The following is a 17,751-nucleotide window of genomic DNA, read 5'->3' on the forward strand; positions in this document are numbered from 1 at the left end:
GATCGGGCGCATGCCGGGATCTCTCGAACAGGAGCCTGAATGACCCGTCGCCTCGTCATCGTCGTCCGCGCCGACCCCGTCATCTGCGGGCACTCCGGAGAGGCCAGGAACCTGGCCGAGGCCGCGCTCCTGCGCGGATTCCACGAGGTGCGCATCGTCACCTGGCCGATCGAGCGCCTGGAGTCCGCGGGGCTCCCGCTCAAGCCGCTCGAGACGGTCCTGCCGTACAGCGACGGCATCGTCGTCGAGCGGCCCGAGCCCGTGGGCGACTACAAGGTCATCGACGGCCGTTACCTCGGGGGCCTCGTCGGACGGCTCGTCGAGCTGTTCACCGACGGCGTCCCCACGGTCGCGATGTCGCTCTATCTCAGCCCGCACACGACGGCCGTCACGGATGCCGTGGAGGTCGCCCGCAGGACGGGGCTGCCCGTCGATGTCGTGACGATCGCCGAGGCCGTCGGGTCCGACGTCACCAACGTCGTGCGCCAGTGCGTGAACGAGGGCCGCTTCGGCGCCGCCGCGCACGTGCTCGAGTCGTACCTGGCGAGCGACGTCTGCGTCGCCGTCTCCCAGTACACGAAGGACCTCATCGTCGAGGAGGCGCGCGTGCTCGACGCGCGTCACGGGACGACCTACGGCGTGCGCTGCGAGGAGCGCATCTCGATCTCCTACCCGGCGATCGACGCGTCGCTCTTCCTCGGCCTCGACGACGCCGACATCGCGCGGCACCTCGCCGCGCGCGGCCTCGATCGAGACGGCTACGTGTTCTACCTCTCGCGCCTCGCCCGCGCGAAGGGCGTCGAGGATCTCATCGCGGGCTTCGCGCAGTCGGGCGCCGCCGCGACGAAGCGCCTCGTCATCGCCGGCCGTGGCCCGGAGGAGCGGGAGCTGCGCGCGATCGCCGCCGCGTCGCCCGCGGCGGACCGGATCGCCTTCCTCACGGACGTCGACGACGCCGAGAAGCCGTTCCTCTTCGCCGGGGCGGCGGCCTACGTGCTCCCGACCAAGCCGCGCCCGGAGTTCGTGGAGACGTTCGGCATCGCCCTCGCCGAGAAGGCGCTCGCCGGCGGCGGGCCGGCGATCACGACGCTCACGGGCGGCGTCGGCGAGGCGGTGGGCGACACCGCCATGATCATCGACGTGGAGGCGCCGGAGCAGATCGCGGCGGCCGTCGACCGCGCCGTCGCGATGGACGCGGCGGAGCGGGCCGGATGGGAGGAGCGGGCGCGGGCGCACGCGCTCCGCTTCGATCGGATGAGCGTGTTCGACGCCCTCTTCGCCCGCGTCCGCGCGGTGGAGACCGAGCGCGTCTGACGGCGGGAGCGATGTCTGCGTGTTTCGCGCACACCGAGACGCGGGGCTCGCGGTCAATAGGGTGGGAGCATGACCGTTCCCACCGTCGCACTCAACTCCGGCCACGACATCCCCCAGCTCGGCTTCGGCGTCTTCCTCGTGCCGCCGGACGAGGCGGAGCGGGCGGTGAGCGATGCCCTCGAGGTCGGCTACCGCCATATCGACACCGCCGCGATCTACCGCAACGAGGAGGGCGTGGGCGCGGCGATCGCGAAGAGCGGCATCCCGCGCGAGGAGCTCTTCGTCACCACGAAGCTCTGGAACGACCGCCAGGCGGGCGACGCGCCGCACGACGCCATCCGCGAGAGCCTCGACAAGCTGGGCCTGGACTACGTCGATCTCTACCTCACGCACTGGCCGACACCCGAGAAGGACACGTACTCGAACGCGTGGGCGAAGCTCATCGAGATCCGCGACGCGGGGCTGTCCCGCTCGATCGGCGTCTCGAACCACCTGCCCGAGCACCTCGACCGCATCGTGAAGGACACGGGCGTCGTGCCCGCCGTCGACCAGGTCGAGCTGCACCCCGCCTACCAGCAGCGCGACGTCGTCGCCTGGGCGGAGGCGAACGGCACGAGGATCGAGTCGTGGGGTCCGCTCGGCCAGGGGAAGTACCCGCTGCTCGAGGAGCCGGCCGTGACCGAGGCGGCCGCCGCGCACGGCGTCACCCCCGCCCAGGCCGTCATCCGCTGGCACCTGGAGAAGGGCTTCGTCGTCTTCCCCAAGTCGTCGCGGAAGGAGCGCATCGCCGAGAACTTCGACGTCTTCGGGTTCGCGCTCACGGCCGACGAGATCGCACGGATCGACGGGCTCGACCCGCTCGACGGCTCGGGACGCGTGGGGTCGCACCCGCTGCAGTTCAACTGACGCTCGTCCCGCACACGGCGCCGTCGTCCCTCGGGGCGGCGGCGCCGTCGCGTGTGCGCCGCCGACGGGCCGCACGGGGCGTCCGGCGGCGAACGGATACATTTGGAGGTCGCCGGGGGCCGCTCGGGAGCGGATGCGGGAGGAACGGGCTGTGAGGAAGACGCCGACCGTCTACGACGTCGCCGATCGCGCCGGCGTCTCGATCGCGACGGTGTCGCGCGTGCTGCGCACCCCCGACACCGTGCGACCCGCGACCCGGGAGCGCGTGCTCGACGCCGTGGCCGAGCTCGGATACGTCCCCAGCGGCAGCGCGCGCGGTCTCGCGGAGCGGCGCACGGGGGTTCTCGGCCTCTACTTCCCGCGCTTCGACGCGATGGACGAGGTCGCGGCGCTCGACGTGCTGTCGGGGGACCGCGTCGGGCCGTTCACGATCGTGCAGGACGCCGAGCCGCGCGACGACCGCGGCTCGATGCTGTTCCAGGACGACGTGCTCCGCGGCGCCGAGCTGGAGGCGTGGCGACGCGGGTTCGTGCTCATGGTCGGCATCGGACGCGGCGATCCCCGCACCTCCACGGTGCGCGACATGGCCGGCCGGGTGGACGGTCTCGTGGTGCTCGCGCGGAGCATCCCCGACGACGTGCTCGTGCAGCTGTCCGCGCGCGTGCCCGTCGTCATCCTCGCGGGTCCGCGCCGGGGCGACCGCTACGACCACGTGACCGTCAGCGACGCCGAGGCGATGGGCGAGCTCACACGTCACGTGCTCGCGCAGACCGGCGGACGCGCTCCGGCGTATCTCGCCGGCCCCGCGGACTCGCCGGACGGCGCGCAGCGCTGGCAGGGGTTCTCGGAGGCGATCGAGGCGGCCGGCGTCCCGATCGCGTCCGTGCCCGTCCTCCGGGGCGACTTCACGCGGTCCTCCGGCAGGCGGATCGGCGAGGAGCTCGTCGCGCGCGGGCTGCCGGCGGCCCTCATGTCGTCCAACGACCGGATGGCCCTCGGCGCGCTCGACGCCTTCCGCGACGGCGGCGTGCGCGTGCCGGTGGACGTCGTCGTGACCGGGTTCGACGGCATCGACGTCGGCGCCGTGTCGGCGCCGCCGCTGACGACCGTGCGGCAGCCGATGATCCAGCTGGGGCGCGCGGCCATCCAGGTGCTCGCGCATCGGCTGTCGGCGCCCGACGCCGACCCCGTCTCCGTGAGCCTTCCCGTGGAGATCGTGCTCCGTCGCAGCTCGCTGCGCTCCTCCTGAGAAGAGCCGCCCGGGCGCGGAGGTGCTCTTGCATCCGCATGATGTAGGCGCCTACACGCGCAGGGCGGCGACATCGCCGTGAGCGCTCCTCCCCGAGGCGGCTCCTTATGACAGAGACGACATGAGGTCACACCGTGTCAAAGACGCACGCCCTCCGCCGCGGGCGGACGGCGGCGGTCGCGGCGCTCGTCGTCGTCGCGCTGGCCGTCGGCGGATGCAGCATCCAGATCACGTCGCAGCCCGATCCCTCGATCGGCGAGGACACGATGCTCATCAAGGCCGACCACGGCAATCCGCTGTTCACCCGGACGTTCAACCCCTTCCTCACCAACACCCGCACGGCCGCGCGCTGGATCTACGAGCCGCTCATCCTCGTCAATCCCCTCGACGGGACGGAGAGCCCGTGGCTGGCGTCGGAGTGGGAGCAGCCGGACTCGTCGACGATCGTCATGACGATCCGCGACGGCGTCGAGTGGAGCGACGGCGAGCCGCTCACCGCGGACGACGTCGCCTTCACGTTCCAGATGCTGAAGGACACCCCGGGGAACGACGTCTACGGGGCCTGGCGAGCCGAACATCGCCGCGATGCTGGCCGGCGGCGAGGATGCGGCGAACCTCGTCGCCTACGGCCTCCCCAACCCCGACCTCGGCGTCGCCGAGACGCTGCTGCGCGCCCACCGCCGGTCCTCCGAGATCCTGCACACGGTCCCGGGCGCGCAGGCGGGCTGGACGATCGCGACGCAGGCGTTCCACTCGACGGGCGAGCCCGGCGCCGACGAGAGACTGCGGGAATACGGGCATCCCCGCGACTTCTGGTACCTCGAGAACTCGGCGGGCGACGACTTCGTGGGCGTGCAGGCGTACACGCGGACGTTCATCGGCCCGGACGGCCCGGTCCCCGTGCGGTCGGACGTCGAGACGACGCTCACGGGATGGGAGTTCTTCCCCGAGGCGCTCGAGCTCGGCGTGCGCAGCGCGTGGGAGCTCAGCGGCGGGACGCCGGTGCTCGTGACGGAGAACGGCATCGCCACCGCGGACGACGCACGGCGGATCGCCTGCACGAGGCGCGCTCGACAACGACGAGTGGGCGAGCGGGTACCGGCCGACGTTCGGGCTCATCTCCTTCGATCGCGAGACCTTCGCGCGCGCCGAAGCCGAGCCTCGCGTGGCTCGGCGAGGTCGCGCGCCGAGGCGGCCTCGACGCCTGACACGTCCGTACGGCCTGATCCGCGCGGCGGGGGAGCGGGAGCCGAGGAGCTCCCCTTTGTCGCCGGTGTGGTTGAATCGTTTCATCTTCGAGGGCCGAGCGGACGCGGACGATCGGCGTCGAGCTCGGAGGCGATGCCGCCGCGGCGGCGCCGCAGACATGCCACCGCAGGAGGACGCCGATGTCGCACCCCGCCCGCTCCCACGTCGTCGAGCTCCGCACAGGAGGCCGGGGAGCACCGCGCTTCGCCGGAAGCGCGGAGCCCGCGCTCACGTGGCGCGTCGAGAGCGAGGCCGAGGGATGGTCGCAGGGCTCGGCGACGATCGAGGCGCGCCGCGGCGGGATCCTCGAGAGGCATGTCGTGCAGGGCGCGCAGAGCGCGTCGGTCGGCTGGCCCTTCGCCCCGCTGCGCGCGTACGAGACCGCCGAGGTGCGCGTCGTCGTGACGGGAGCGGACGGCGTCGAGCTCGAACCCGGAGCCTGGACCGCCGTCGAGGCGGGGCCCCTCCGCCCCGAGGACTGGACGGCGGCCTTCGTCGCGGCCGCCGCGGACGACTCCGCCGGGGCTCCTGCGCCGCCGAGCGCGCGCGACGGGGCGACCGAGGAGCGGGTTCGCGACGCGCTCACGGCGGGCGGTCCGGACCGTCTCGTGAGTCGTTTCCGCAGAGAGCTGCCCGTCAGCCGTCGGGTCGCCCGAGCGCTGCTGTCGTACACCGCGCACGGGGTGGTGGAGTTCCGCATCGACGACGAGCCCGTGTCGGACGAGCTCCTCGCGCCCGGATGGACCGCCTACCGCGACCGTCTGCTCTTCAGCACGGTCGACGTCACGGCGGCGCTCTCCCCAGGGGAGCACATGCTCGGCGCCTGGGTCGGACCCGGCTGGTACGCCGAGTACTTCGGCTTCGACGGCGACTTCTTCCGCACCTGGACGGGGCCGCGTGCGCTGTCCGCGCAGCTGCGCATCGAGTACGCCGACGGCGGCGTCGAGACGATCGTCACTGACGCGGAGTGGTCGGCGACGATCGACGGCCCGATCCGCTTCGCGAGCGTCTACCAGGGCGAGCGATACGACGCGCGGCTCGAGGACGACGGCCTCGCCGTCGGAGGCACGCTGACCGGGTCGGCGCCCGTCGTCGTGCTCGAGGCCGACCCCGGCCGCCTGCGCCCGGCGGCGCTGCCGCCCGTGCGGGTCACCGAGACGCGCGCCGTCGTGGACGTCGTCGAGAGCGCGACGGGGGAGACCATCCTCGACGTCGGCCAGAACCTGGTCGGGCGTCTCCGCGTCCGCGTGAAGGGCGCTGCGGGCACGACGATCTCGCTTCGGCATGCGGAGGTCTTGGAGCACGACGAGCTCGGCATCCGCCCGCTTCGGTTCGCCGCCGCCGCCGACACGTACACGCTGGCGGGCGCCGGCGTCGAGGAGTGGGCGCCCCGGTTCACCTTCCACGGGTTCAGGTACGCGCAGATCACGGGCGTCGAGCCGGGCGCGGTCGAGGTCGTGGCAGAGGTCCTCCACACCGACCTCGTGCGGACGGGCTGGCTCTCGACGGATGTCCCGGAGATCGACCGGCTCCACGCCAACGTCGTCTGGGGCGCGCGCGGCAACTTCGTGTCGATCCCCACCGACTGCCCGCAGCGCGACGAGCGTCTCGGCTGGACGGGCGACCTCCAGGTCTTCGCCCCGACCGCGGGATACCTCTTCGACACGCAGGCGTTCCTGTCGTCGTGGCTCGAGGACGTCGCGGCCGACCAGGCGCGCATCGGCGGCATCGGCCCGCTCTACTCCCCGCTCATCGATCAGAGGCTCTTCGCCCCCGCGCCGATGGCCGCCTGGAGCGACGTGACCACGGTCGTGCCGAGCGTGCTGCGCCGCCAGTTCGCCGACCGGGGCGTGATCGAGCGCCAGTACCCCAGCATGAAGGCGTGGGTGGACGTCGTTCGCGGCGAGTCCGTCGACGGGCTGTGGGAGAAGGGGATGCAGCTGGCCGACTGGCTCGACCCCACGGCGCCGCCGGATCGGCCCGCCGAGGCGAGGACCGATCCCTATCTCGTGGCGACGGCGTACTCTTTCCGCTCCGCGACGCTCGTCGCCGAGGCGGCCGCGCTGCTGGGGAAGGACGAAGACGCCGCGGAGTACGCCGCGGTGGCCGCCGGGGTGCGTGCCGCGTTCAACCGCGCGTACGTGACGCCCGCGGGCCGCATGATGTCGGACAGCCAGACCGCGTACGCCGTCGCGATCGTGTTCGGCCTGCTGCCGGACGAGCTCGTCGCCCCGGCCGGCGCACGCCTCGCGGCCATCGTCGAGCGCGGCGGGCACCGCATCGGCACGGGCTTCGTCGGCACCCCGATCGTGAGCGACGCGCTGACGATCTCGGGCCACCGTGCGACCGCGCAGCGGATGCTGCAGACGGACGAGCTCCCCAGCTGGCTCTACCCCGTCTCGATGGGCGCCACGACGATCTGGGAGCGCTGGGACTCGATGCTGCCCGACGGCACGATCAACCCGGGCGAGATGACGTCGTTCAACCACTACGCCCTGGGCGCCGTGGCGGACTGGCTGCACCGAGACGTCGGCGGCATCGCGCCTCTCGAGCCCGGATACCGGCGCATCCTCGTGCGCCCGCGAGCGGGTCTCGTCTCACGGGCCGAGGCGCGCCACGACTCGGTGTTCGGCCCCATCCGCGTCGAGTGGACGGCCGCCGACCCCGCCCTGGGGGAGCACAGCCCCCTCGAGGCGACCGTCGTCGTCCCGCCCAACACCACGGCCGTGGTCGACCTCCCCGGCCGCGAGCCCGTCGAGGTCGGCTCCGGCACGCACCGCTTCGCCCCCTGAGGCGGGCGGCTCAGACCCAGCTCGTCATCCAGTTGTGCAGCTGCCACAGCGGGTAGGGCTCCATGATGCCCAGCGCGAGAGGCAGGTAGAAGAGCGCGCAGAGGGTCGCGACGACGAGGAAGACGCCCACGACGACGCGCCAGGCCCGGCGCGTGCGCTGTGCGACGCCCGTCGCGGAGGCGATCTCCTCGTCCGTCGGGTCCGGCAGGAGCTGCGGCTCGCGCTCGCGCACGAGATGCTGCAGCGCCAGGACGAGCGCGAGCACGAGGAAGGGCAGCATCGCGATCGTGTAGAACTGGAACACCGTGCGCTCGGGGTAGAGCAGCCACGGCACGTAGGTCACCCCGAGCCCCGCGAGGGGGAACGCGTAGCGTGCTCGGCGCGTGCGCACGAGCACCCAGACGAGGAGGATCGCGGCGGCGACCCCCGCGTACCAGACGACGGGGTTCGGGATGCTCGAGATCACCCCGATGCAGTCGTCCGACCATCCGCAGGTCGTGGTCCCGGCCTCGGGACGCGACAGCCACATCGCCGTGGGCCGCAGCAGCAGGGGCCACTGCCAGGCAGGGCTCGCGTACGGATGGCTCGTGCTGAGGCCGACGTGGAACCCGTAGACGCCCTCGTGGTAGTTCCAGAGCGCCAGGAGCGGGTTCGCGTCGGACAGGCGGTCGTAGCCCCCCGTCGTCACCAGCCAGCCGGTCCAGCTGACGAGGTACACGACGAACGCGGCGGGCACGAGGAGCAGGAAGGTGACGGGCCCCTGGCGCAGGATGGCGGAGAAGTACCATTCCCGGACTCCGGCGCGGCGGCGCCACAGCGCGTCGACGACGACGAGCCCGATGCCCACGCCCGCGAGCGCGTACAGGCCCGACCACTTCACGGCGCTCGCGGCGCCGAAGGCGGCCCCCGCGGCGACGAGCCACGGACGCGCCCACACGACGGGGCCCCACGACGTCCGGTCGCGCAGCACGCGCGCACGCGCGTCCCGCACGTCGAGGAGGACGAACCAGAAGCCCAGCAGGAGGAAGAACGCCAGGATCCCGTCGAGCAGCGCGACGCGGCTCATCGCGATCGCGAGCGAGTCGATCGCGAGGAGGAGGCCGGCGACCCCGCCGACGGCGATCGATCCCGACAGCCGCTTTGCGACGACGTACAGGAGAGGCACGAGCGCGGTGCCGACCAGGGCCGTGCCGATCCGCCATCCCCAGCCCGAGTCGGCGCCGAAGACCGCGAGCCCCAGCGCGATGATCCACTTCCCGAGCGGGGGATGGACGACGAACGACGCATCGGTCGAGTAGACGCCCGTGTCGCCCGCCAGGAAGCTCTCGTTCGCGCCGTCGGGCCACTGGCTCTCGTACCCGAGGTGCAGGAGCGTCCAGGCGTCCTTGACGTAGTACGTCTCGTCGAAGACGAGCTCGTGCGGATGGCCGAGGCCCACGATGCGCAGGAGGCCGGCCAGCACGGTGAGGAGCGTCGGCACGAGCCACGGCGCATGACGCCGCGCCGTACGCAGAAGGGTGTCTCGACCGGAGACCTCGAGCCGTGCGTGCGCCACCGCTCCAGCGTAGTGCGCGGCCGCGGCCGAGCCCCGCCGGCCGGGGCGCGCGGGCGATGGTCCGGCCGGGCCTGCTCGCGGCGTGCTCTGAAGCCGCTGACATTGCTCGCCCAGGCGGCCTTCGTATGTTGGAGGGATGTCCTATTCCGCGCATCGCCCTGGGCGCTTCGACTCGCAGGGGCGGATCGTCCTCCCCGACGACGACCCCGCAGACCCCGCCCTCGGCGTCGACGAGCCGCAGTACCACGAGCGCGGGTTCGTCCCCGCGGGCGCGGAGGGCGTCTCCGACGCGACCGGCGCGGAGGCCGAGACGGAGCCGATCGGGACCGCGTCGGCCGAGACCGACCGGCTCGATCCGGTGACCGCGGAGGAGCGCGTGCCGAGGCCCCGGCGCCCGCGGCGGCGCGCACCGCGCACGCCGGGGTCGACGCTGCGGCGCCTCGCGATCCTCGGCGGCGCCGACGGGCACGTGCTCGACACCGTGCCCACCGAGACCCCGCGCTTCGTGCAGATGTTCTTCGTGCTGCTCGGGACGGCGCTCGTGTCGGCCCTGTCGATGCTGTTCGCGCTGACCACGGGCGTGCAGGTGGTCGTCTGGGTGGCGGTGCCGCTCGCGATCGTCTGGGCCGGGATCATCTTCAACCTCGACCGGTTCCTCACCTCCACGATGACCGCGACGCGCAGCGTCTGGCGGCTCATCGGCCTGGCGTTCCCCCGCCTGATCATGGCGCTCCTCATCGGGGTCGTCGTCGCCGAGCCCGTCGTGCTGCAGGCGTTCCGCAACGACATCGCCCAGGAGGTCGCCTCCACGAACATCGTCCAGGCGCAGGAGGACCAGGCCGCCCTCGACTCCGGCCCCGAGAAGCAGGCGCTCGACGAGGCGACGGCCAGGCTCGCCGACCTGCAGAACCAGGCCGCGACCGGAGTCGTCTCCGGCACCGACTCGGCATCCGCGTCGCAGGCCGCGGCGCAGGCGACGGTCGACGACCTCACCGAGAAGCTCGCCGCCCAGCAGACCGTCATCGACGAGGCCCGCGCCCTGTACCAGTGCGAGCTCGAAGGCACGGGCGCGGGCGAGGTCGCGGGATGCACGGGCGTCGAGGGCGAGGGCGCGAGCTCCGACGCGGCCGAGGCCCAGCTCGCCGCGGCGCAGGCGACCTACGACGACCTCGCCGCCCAGCTGCGCGACGCGAACGAGGCGCTCGCCGAGACCGAGAGCGCCGCGGCCGAGCAGACGTCGGCCTCGGAGGCCACGAACCGGCAGGCCGCCGAGGACCAGCTGCCCGCGGCGCAGACGGCGTACGACGCCGCGCTCGCCGCCTACGACGCGCGCGCCGCATCCGTGGCGGAGACGAACGCCGGCGCGATCGGGCTGCTCAGCCAGATCAGCGGACTGAACCGGCTCTCGGAGCGGGAGCCGACGATCCTGTGGGCGCATCTGCTCATCGCGGGGCTGTTCCTCATGATCGAGCTGCTCCCCGTGATCGTGAAGGTGCTGACGAGCTTCGGCGACCCGTCGCTGTACGAGAAGGCCGCGGCCGTCCGGAGACAGGTGGCCCTCGACCGCGTGAACTCCGAGGGGTTCCGCGACCGCGCGGACATCCTCGCGGCCGAGTCCGGCTCACCGCCGCGCGCCGCGCAGCCCGCGTAGCGACGCGGGGCGGCGCGCTTGCCCGCAGGGCATGCGCAGGAGGGAGGGCCGAATCCGTCGGATCCGCCCTCCCGGATGCCCGTCTCCTCCCGGAAGGCACATCCTCGACACCTAGGCTGGCGGGGTGATCATCCTCGCGGCGACGCCCATCGGCAACCTCGGCGACGCCTCGCGGCGCCTCGTGGAGGTTCTGGGAGAGGCCTCGGTCGTGGCCGCGGAGGACACCCGCACGACACAGCGGCTGCTCGCGGGCCTCGGCATCGAGAACCGGCCGAGGCTCATCGCGCTGCACGACCACAACGAGAAGCAGCGGGCCGCGGAGCTCGTCGAGCTCGCCCGCGGCGTCGACCTCGTCGTGCTGAGCGACGCCGGGATGCCCACCGTGAGCGACCCCGGCTACGGTCTCGTCGCCGCGGCCGCGGAGGCGGGCGTCGACGTGACGGTCATCCCCGGTCCGTCGGCCGTGCTCACGGCGCTCGCCGTGTCGGGGCTCCCGACCGACCGCTTCACGTTCGAGGGATTCACGGCCCGGAAGCCGGGGGAGCGGGCCAGGGAGCTGCGGGCGCTGGCCGACGAGAGCCGGACGATGGTCTTCTTCGAGGCGCCCACCCGCGTGGCGCAGACGCTCCTCGACATGGCGCTCGCCTTCGGCGGCGAGCGTCGCGCGGTCGTCGCGCGCGAGCTCACGAAGCTGCACGAGGAGGTCGCCCGCGGGACGCTGACGGAGCTCGCGGCCTGGGCGGCCGGCGGCGTGCGCGGGGAGCTCGTGATCGTCGTCGCGGGCGCCGAACGGCGCGAGACCGCGCTCGAGGACGCCGTCGGCCAGGTGCTCGCGCTCGTCGCCGACGGCGTGCGGCTCAAGGCCGCCGCGGCCGAGGTGGCCGAGCAGACGGGCCGTTCGTCGCGCGACCTGTACCAGGCCGCGCTCGCCGCGCGCGTCTGACGCCCGTCCGCCGTCCGCCGCTCGTCGTCCGCCGAACGGGATGGATCGTGGCGCCGGTCAGCCCTTCACGGATCCGGCCGTGAGGCCGCCGACGATGTAGCGCTGCAGCGACAGGAACAGCGCGAGGACGGGGATGGAGGCCAGCACGGAGCCCGCCGCGAAGATCCCCCAGCGGGAGGTGAGCTGGTTCGACACCCACTGGTACATGCCGACCGCGAGGGTCCAGTTCTCCTCGCTCGTCAGGACGATCCTCGCGAGGATGAAGTCGCCGAACGCCGAGATGAACGCCAGGAGCGCGACGACGGCGAGCACCGGCGTCACGAGCGGCATGACGATGCGCCAGAAGATCTGCGCGTGCGAGGCGCCGTCGATCTTCGCCGACTCGTCGAGCTCGACGGGGATGGAGTTGAAGAACCCGTACATGAGGAACGTGTTCGCCCCCAGCGCCCCGCCGAGGTAGACGCAGATGAGCGCGATGCGCGAGTTGATGCCGAGCGCGGGCACGACCTCGCCGAGCGCGAGCAGCAGGAGGAACACCGCCACGAACGCCACGGTCTGCGGGAACATCTGGATGACGAGGAGGCTCGTGAGGCCCACGCGCCGCCCGCGGAACCGGAAGCGCGAGAACGCGTAGGCGGCCGCGGCCCCCATGAGCACGGCCCCGATCGCGGCGGCTCCTCCGACGTAGACGGTGTTGCCCATCCACGTCCAGAACCGGGTGTCGCCGAGCGCGGCGTAGTTGTCGGCGCTCACGGCGGAGAACAGCGCGCTCGATCCGGCGAGGCTCCCGCGCGGGTTGAGCGACGCCGACACGATGTACAGCAGCGGGAACGTCGCGTACACGAGGACGACGACCGCGACGGGGTACTTCCATCCGACCTCGGCCCACCAGCGGCTGCGGCGCGCCGGACGGCGTCCGGGAGCGGAGGACGTGGACGGCGAGGTCACGGTGCTCATCACTGGAACTCCTCGAGCTTGCGGGTCTGGCGGAACGCCAGCGCGGAGATGACGCCGATGACGACGAAGACGACGATCGACAGGGCGCTCGCGAGGCCGTAGTCGGCGGCCCCGCCCGAGACGCCGGAGATCTGGTAGATCGCGGAGATGAGGATGTCGGTGGCGCCGAGGCCGGAGTTGCCGACGAACGCCGGTCCGCCGCCGGAGAGCATGTAGATGATCGTGAAGTTGTTGAAGTTGAACGCGAACGACGAGATCGCCAGCGGCGCGGTCGACACGAGCAGCAGCGGCAGGACGATGGAGCGGAAGCGTCGCCACCGGCCTGCCCCGTCGATCGTCGCCGCCTCCAGCGTGTCGGCGGGCAGGGCCTGCAGCGCGCCCGTGCACACGAGGAACCAGTAGGGATAGCTCAGCCAGAGGTTGACCCAGAGCACGGCGAGCTTGGCCAGCACGGGGTCGCCGAGCCAGTTGATCTCGGCGCCGAAGAAGAAGAGGTCGTTGACCACCCCGAACTCGGAGTTCAGCATGCCGCGCCAGAGGAGCGCCGACATGAACGCGGGGAACGCGTAGGGGAGGATCATGAGCGTGCGCAGCACCTTGCGGCCCCGCACGCGCGGGTCGTTGTAGATGATCGCGAAGAGCAGGCCGAGCCCGAAGCTCGTGAGCACCGTGAGGATGGCGAAGGCGAACGTCCACAGGGTCACCTGGAGGAGCGGACCGGCCAGGCGGGCGTCCGTCACGGCGCGCACGAAGTTGTCGAAGCCCACGCCGACGTACCATCCCGTCGGGAGCGCGGAGCCGTCGGCCGCGACGAACCGGCCGTCGTCGGACGGCTCGTACACCGTGCCGGTCTCGGCGTCCGTGAAGGTCTGCGACTGCTCGTCCCAGGCGAGCGAGGACGTGTAGACGGCTCCCGTGGATCCCTCGCGGGTGCGGACGGAGCCGTCCTCCGGATCGACGGACACCGCCACCCGGAGGGCCGCGATCTCCTCCTGCAGCGCGCTGTCGGTCAGGACGTCGGCACGGGGGACGACCGTCCACCCGGGGACGGTCTCCGGCGCCCCGGAGGATCCGAGGGACGCCCCGCCGACGGTCTCGAGCGGTGACGTCGCCGTGCCGGCGCGCACGTCGCCGTCCGCGTCGACGATCGCGAGGCCGAGCTCGCCGTCGCGCTCCACGATCGCCAGGGGATACGTCGGCGAGTCGGGGTCCCGCCGCTCGTCCTGGATGAGGGCCGCCTCGACGGCCTGGCCCATGGATCCGGCGTGACCCGTGCCGTAGTTGGTGAACGCGACGTACGCCGTGTAGCCGAGAACGAAGACCTGGAAGACCGCGAGGAAGGCCAGACCCGGCAGCAGATACTTCAGCGGCAGGGCTCGCCGGGAGAAGTACACCCCGTCCGCGACCGCGAGGAGCGCCGCCATGGCGCCGAGCACGACCCACGACTCGGCCTGCCATGCGGCGAGGATCGCCGCGACGCCGAGGGCGTTGACGACCGCCATGAGGACGAGCTTGACGACGAAGCCCCATCCGATTCCGCGCCATCCGCGCGCGTGCGACTCGCGCGATGCGACGAGCGTTCCCTGTGCCATGCGTGTTCCTCCTGCCGGGTCCCGGGGCGGACGAGCCGCCCCGGGAAGCCGATCAGCCCAGTTCCGCCTCGAGGTCGGAGACCATCTGGCTCCACGTCGACGCCGGGTCGGCGCCGCCGATGATCTGCACCTCCGCCGCGTTCCACAGGTCCCAGACCGATCCCATCTCGGGGATGCTCGGCATGGGGACGCCGTTCTGCGACGATGCGACGAATCCGGCGATGATCGGGTCGGACGAGACCTCCTCGGCGAGCGACGAGAAGGCGGGGATGCGCGGATCGGCCTCGTAGAGCGCGCGCTGGGCGTCCTCGGTGCCGAGGTAGTTCACGAGGAACTCCTGGGCGAGCAGGGCGTTCTCGCTCTGCGAGCTCAGGTAGAAGCCCTGCACGCCCACGAAGGGAGCCGCGGGCTCGCCGCCCGCAGAGGGGATGGGCCCCACGGCGATGTTCGGGACGTCGGCGAACGCGCTCATCGCCCACGGCCCCTGGATCGTGTAGGGCGTCTGGCCGCTGTCGAACAGCTCGTTGTTGATGTCGTAGTCGACCGTCGTGGAGATGTACCCCGTGCCGGCCGTTCCGTTGTCGTGCAGCCACTGCGCGAACGCCTCGCCGTTCGCTCCGCCCATGCCGACCTCGGTCGTGTACGACCCGGTGTCGTCCTGCACGAAGACGGGGGCGCCGAAGGAGGTCTGCAGCCCGTACATCGTGTACGCGTCGCCCGTCTCGCCCGCCGTGTTGACCGCGATCGGGCGCTCGGCGCCCGCGTCCGCCGCGCTCTGGACGAGGTCGTCCCACGTGGCGGGGGTCTCGTCGCCCACGAGGTCGACGTTCTGGATGAGCGCGACCGTCTCGAGCGAGTAGGGGAGGGCGTAGAGCTGACCGTCGTAGGTCATCGCCTCCAGCGCGACGGGCTCGAAGTCGGAGCCCGCGTCGCCGAGGTCGATCGTGTCGACGACGCCCGCCGTGACGAGGGCCCCGAGCCAGTCGTGCGCGCCGACCGTGATGTCGGGGCCTTCGCCGGTGGGGACCTGTGCGATGAAGTCGTTGCGGAGGTCCTCGAAGTTCTTCTGCACGAGGGTCACGGTCGCTCCCGTGTCGGTCTCGAACTGCTCGGCCGCCGCGGCGATCGCCTCCTCGCGCTCCTCGTCGGTCCAGACGACGAGCTCGGCGTCGCTCGAGGCTCCGCCTTCCGCGGGCTCCTCGCCCGATGTCGTGTCGCCGCTGCCGCCGCAGCCGGCCAGCACCAGTGCTGACGCGGCCACGAGGCCGGCGAATCCCATCTGCGTGCGCATGATGTCTCCTCTTTCGGATGAACGTGGGTCGCGCCGCCGAGGCGGTCGCGTCCTCACGACCTGTGGTGTCGTGCCTCCGAGCCGGATGGCCGGAGGCGGGTGCCCTCCCGGGCGGGTGCGGAGGTCAGCGATCACCGCCTGAGGTGGTGCCGATCTCGATGACGGCGACGCCGCCGGCGGGCACGGAGAACGTGCCGTCGGCGTCGACGCCGGTGAGGAGCTCATGGCCGGTGGCGGCGAGCTCCGCATCCTCGTCGCGGTGGTTGACGGCGATGACGAACGACCTCTCCGCCGAACGCCGTCGGACGACCTCGAGGCCCTCGGGCGTCGCGGCGGGCGTGAGCCCCGCGTCGGCGTACACGTCGGCCATGACCGTGCGCAGGCCGTCGGCGTCGAGTCGCGTCGAGACGTACCAGCCGGTGCCGGCGCCGAGACGGCTCCGCGTGATCGCGGCTCGGTGCGCGGTCTCCACGCCCGGGCCGTCGGCGTAGGAGCCGACGACCTCGGCGCCGTGCAGGCGCAGCGCCTCCTGCCAGTGACCGGCGCGGAGCGACGCGCCGTCGCGCCACGTGACGGAAGCGGCTGCGCCCGCCCGCAGCGGCAGGTGCTCCTCGACGTCGACTCCGAGCGCCTCACGCAGCGGGGAGAGGAAGCCGCCGGGGTGGACGGCGTCGTTCTCGTCGACGACGGCGGAGAAGTACGACACCACGAGCGTGCCGCCGCCGGCGACGTAGCGCGTGAGGCTCTCGGCGTCCGCCGCCGTCAGCAGGTACTGTGCGGGGGCGATCACGAGACGGTAGCGCGACAGGTCGTGCCCCGGCAGCGCGAAGTCGGCCGTGATGCCGTCCCGCCACAGACGCTCGTAGAAGGCGCGCACGCGTTCCTGATGCGAGAGGTCGTCGGTCGGTCGCCACTCGAGGTCCTGCGCCCAGAAGGACTCGAAGTCCCACAGGATCGCGACGTCGGCCTCGACCTCGGTGCCCCGCAGGTCTCCCAGGCGCCCGAGCGCGTCGCCGAGCCCGACGACCTCGCGCCAGACGCGCGAGTCCGTCCCCGCGTGGGGGAGCATCGCGGAGTGGAACTTCTCCGCTCCCGAGCGCGCGGCGCGCCACTGGAAGAAGAGCACGGCGTCGGCACCGCGCGCGACGTGGGAGAGCGAGTTGCGGGCCATCTCGCCCGGCCGCTTGGCGATGTTGCGCGGCTGCCAGTTCACGGCCGACGTCGAGTGCTCCATGAGGATCCACGGCCTGCCCCCGCCCACCGAGCGCGAGAGGTCGGCGGCGATCGCGAGGCCGATGTGCGCGTCCTCGTCGGCCGCCCAGAGGTAGTGGTCGTCCGAGACGACGTCGACCTCGCGGCCCCAGGCCCACAGGTCGGTCGTCCAGCTCTGGTTCGCCATGAAGTTCGTCGTGATCGGCTGCGCGGCATGGGCGCGGATGGCGTCGCGCTCGGCGACGAAGCAGGCGCGCAGCTGATGGTCGGTGAACCGGTGGAAGTCGAGCCGCTGTGCCGGGTTCACGACGGACGGCGCGGCGGCGGGCGCGCCGATGTGCGCCCATTCGGCGTAGCGCTGCCCCCAGAACGCCGTGCCCCAGGCGGCGTTGAGCGCATCGAGGGAGCCGTAGCGGTCCTTCAGCCATTCGCGGAACGCGCCGACGGAGGCGGGGGAGTAGTCCTCCCCGACGGGGACGCCGTACTCGTTGTGCACGTGCCACAGGACGACGGCCGGATGGTCGCCGTAGCGCTCGGCGAGAGCCGTGGCGATCCGCACGATCGCCTCGCGATAGGCGGGGGAGGAGTGAGAGGCCATGCCGCGCGATCCGAACCCCATGACGGTCCCGTCGCGGGCGATCACGCGCGCCTCGGGGTGGGCGGCGAAGAACCAGGCGGGCGGAGAGGCGGTGGGCGTGCCGAGGTCCACGGAGACGCCGTTCTCGTGCAGCAGGCCGATGACCTCGTCGAGCCAGCCGAAGTCGAACTCGCCCTCGCTCCTCTCGATGAGCGCCCACGAGAAGATGCCGATGCTCACGAGGCTCACCCCCGCCTCGCGCATCCGGCGGACGTCCTCGCGCCAGACGTCGCGGGGCCACTGCTCCGGGTTGTAGTCGCCGCCGTAGGCGATCCCCGTCAGCGCGGGCCAGGCGGTCGGGTGGGACATTGACGCTCCATCGTGTCGAGATACTGTGACCGGTCCCAGTCTCCGTCGGGCAGAGCCGTCGGCTCAACCCGTCCTCCGTTCCGTTATCCAACTGT

14 protein-coding genes are annotated in these 17,751 nt (G+C 72.4%); 7 read left to right on the plus strand and 7 right to left on the minus strand.

Annotation, left to right across the window (positions count from 1 at the left end; translation table 11 throughout):
* The first annotated feature begins 39 nt into the window (after positions 1-39).
* The 3 genes from N8K70_RS06435 (at position 40) to N8K70_RS06445 (ending at position 3,469) form a co-directional block, all read left to right on the plus strand.
* Positions 40-1,314 (plus strand): glycosyltransferase, encoded by a 1,275-nt coding sequence (locus tag N8K70_RS06435; protein WP_317140775.1) that lies wholly within the window; start codon positions 40-42, stop codon positions 1,312-1,314.
* Between the two features lie 69 nt (positions 1,315-1,383).
* Positions 1,384-2,220, plus strand: a complete 837-nt coding sequence (locus tag N8K70_RS06440; RefSeq protein WP_317140776.1) for an aldo/keto reductase — start codon at positions 1,384-1,386, stop codon at positions 2,218-2,220.
* Positions 2,221-2,371: 151 nt separating this feature from the next.
* Positions 2,372-3,469, plus strand: a complete 1,098-nt coding sequence (locus N8K70_RS06445) for a LacI family DNA-binding transcriptional regulator (protein ID WP_317140777.1) — start codon at positions 2,372-2,374, stop codon at positions 3,467-3,469.
* Between the two features lie 127 nt (positions 3,470-3,596).
* On the opposite strand, the gene N8K70_RS06450 is transcribed toward N8K70_RS06445, so the two are convergent.
* Both N8K70_RS06450 and N8K70_RS06455 read right to left on the minus strand, forming a co-directional pair.
* Positions 3,597-3,785, minus strand: a complete 189-nt coding sequence (locus tag N8K70_RS06450) for a hypothetical protein (protein WP_317141245.1) — start codon at positions 3,783-3,785, stop codon at positions 3,597-3,599.
* A gap of 39 nt (positions 3,786-3,824) precedes the next feature.
* Positions 3,825-4,007 (minus strand): hypothetical protein, encoded by a 183-nt coding sequence (locus tag N8K70_RS06455; RefSeq protein WP_317141246.1) that lies wholly within the window; start codon positions 4,005-4,007, stop codon positions 3,825-3,827.
* On the opposite strand from N8K70_RS06455, the gene N8K70_RS06460 reads away from it, so the two are divergent.
* Positions 3,919-4,677: an ABC transporter substrate-binding protein gene (locus N8K70_RS06460; protein ID WP_317141185.1), complete on the plus strand. Its 759-nt coding sequence runs from the start codon at positions 3,919-3,921 to the stop codon at positions 4,675-4,677. The genes N8K70_RS06455 and N8K70_RS06460 overlap by 89 nt on opposite strands.
* 180 nt (positions 4,678-4,857) lie before the next feature.
* The gene (locus N8K70_RS06465) at positions 4,858-7,509 is read left to right on the plus strand and encodes a family 78 glycoside hydrolase catalytic domain (protein WP_317140778.1); all 2,652 of its coding nucleotides are present in this window, start codon (positions 4,858-4,860) and stop codon (positions 7,507-7,509) included.
* Between the two features lie 10 nt (positions 7,510-7,519).
* Here the strand turns inward: N8K70_RS06465 and N8K70_RS06470 are convergent, their stop codons facing one another.
* A complete protein-coding gene (locus tag N8K70_RS06470; RefSeq protein WP_317140779.1) occupies positions 7,520-9,064 on the minus strand; it encodes a dolichyl-phosphate-mannose--protein mannosyltransferase in 1,545 nt (514 codons plus the stop codon).
* A gap of 136 nt (positions 9,065-9,200) precedes the next feature.
* Here N8K70_RS06470 and N8K70_RS06475 point away from each other — a divergent pair, with 136 nt between their 5' ends.
* Positions 9,201-10,715, plus strand: coding sequence for a DUF4407 domain-containing protein (locus N8K70_RS06475; protein ID WP_317140780.1), 1,515 nt, complete (start codon positions 9,201-9,203; stop codon positions 10,713-10,715).
* A 124-nt stretch (positions 10,716-10,839) separates the two neighbouring features.
* The gene (rsmI, locus tag N8K70_RS06480) at positions 10,840-11,658 is read left to right on the plus strand and encodes a 16S rRNA (cytidine(1402)-2'-O)-methyltransferase (protein WP_317140781.1); all 819 of its coding nucleotides are present in this window, start codon (positions 10,840-10,842) and stop codon (positions 11,656-11,658) included.
* A 57-nt stretch (positions 11,659-11,715) separates the two neighbouring features.
* On the opposite strand, the gene N8K70_RS06485 is transcribed toward rsmI, so the two are convergent.
* From N8K70_RS06485 to N8K70_RS06500, 4 genes are all read right to left on the minus strand, one after another.
* Positions 11,716-12,615, minus strand: a complete 900-nt coding sequence (locus N8K70_RS06485) for a sugar ABC transporter permease (RefSeq protein WP_317140782.1) — start codon at positions 12,613-12,615, stop codon at positions 11,716-11,718.
* The gene (locus N8K70_RS06490) at positions 12,615-14,207 is read right to left on the minus strand and encodes an ABC transporter permease subunit (protein WP_317140783.1); all 1,593 of its coding nucleotides are present in this window, start codon (positions 14,205-14,207) and stop codon (positions 12,615-12,617) included. The genes N8K70_RS06485 and N8K70_RS06490 overlap by 1 nt, the downstream gene beginning before the upstream one ends.
* A gap of 52 nt (positions 14,208-14,259) precedes the next feature.
* Positions 14,260-15,498: a sugar ABC transporter substrate-binding protein gene (locus N8K70_RS06495; protein WP_317140784.1), complete on the minus strand. Its 1,239-nt coding sequence runs from the start codon at positions 15,496-15,498 to the stop codon at positions 14,260-14,262.
* A gap of 124 nt (positions 15,499-15,622) precedes the next feature.
* On the minus strand, positions 15,623-17,656 hold the full coding sequence (locus N8K70_RS06500; RefSeq protein ID WP_317140785.1) for a beta-galactosidase: 2,034 nt from the start codon (positions 17,654-17,656) through the stop codon (positions 15,623-15,625).
* Between the last annotated feature and the right edge of the window lie 95 nt (positions 17,657-17,751).

The organism is Microbacterium sp. AB (assembly GCF_032878875.1).
Lineage (GTDB): Bacteria > Actinomycetota > Actinomycetes > Actinomycetales > Microbacteriaceae > Microbacterium > Microbacterium betulae.

Excerpts from the sequence above, each read along its gene's own strand:
- N8K70_RS06435 (WP_317140775.1), top strand. The coding sequence starts at position 40 with ATGACCCGTCGCCTCGTCATCGTCGTCCGCGCCGACCCCGTCATCTGC.
- N8K70_RS06440 (WP_317140776.1), top strand. The coding sequence starts at position 1,384 with ATGACCGTTCCCACCGTCGCACTCAACTCCGGCCACGACATCCCCCAG.
- N8K70_RS06460 (WP_317141185.1), top strand. The coding sequence starts at position 3,919 with ATGACGATCCGCGACGGCGTCGAGTGGAGCGACGGCGAGCCGCTCACC.
- N8K70_RS06465 (WP_317140778.1), top strand. The coding sequence starts at position 4,858 with ATGTCGCACCCCGCCCGCTCCCACGTCGTCGAGCTCCGCACAGGAGGC.
- N8K70_RS06475 (WP_317140780.1), top strand. The coding sequence starts at position 9,201 with ATGTCCTATTCCGCGCATCGCCCTGGGCGCTTCGACTCGCAGGGGCGG.
- N8K70_RS06485 (WP_317140782.1), bottom strand. The coding sequence starts at position 12,615 with ATGAGCACCGTGACCTCGCCGTCCACGTCCTCCGCTCCCGGACGCCGT.
- N8K70_RS06490 (WP_317140783.1), bottom strand. The coding sequence starts at position 14,207 with ATGGCACAGGGAACGCTCGTCGCATCGCGCGAGTCGCACGCGCGCGGA.
- N8K70_RS06495 (WP_317140784.1), bottom strand. The coding sequence starts at position 15,498 with ATGCGCACGCAGATGGGATTCGCCGGCCTCGTGGCCGCGTCAGCACTG.
- N8K70_RS06500 (WP_317140785.1), bottom strand. The coding sequence starts at position 17,656 with ATGTCCCACCCGACCGCCTGGCCCGCGCTGACGGGGATCGCCTACGGC.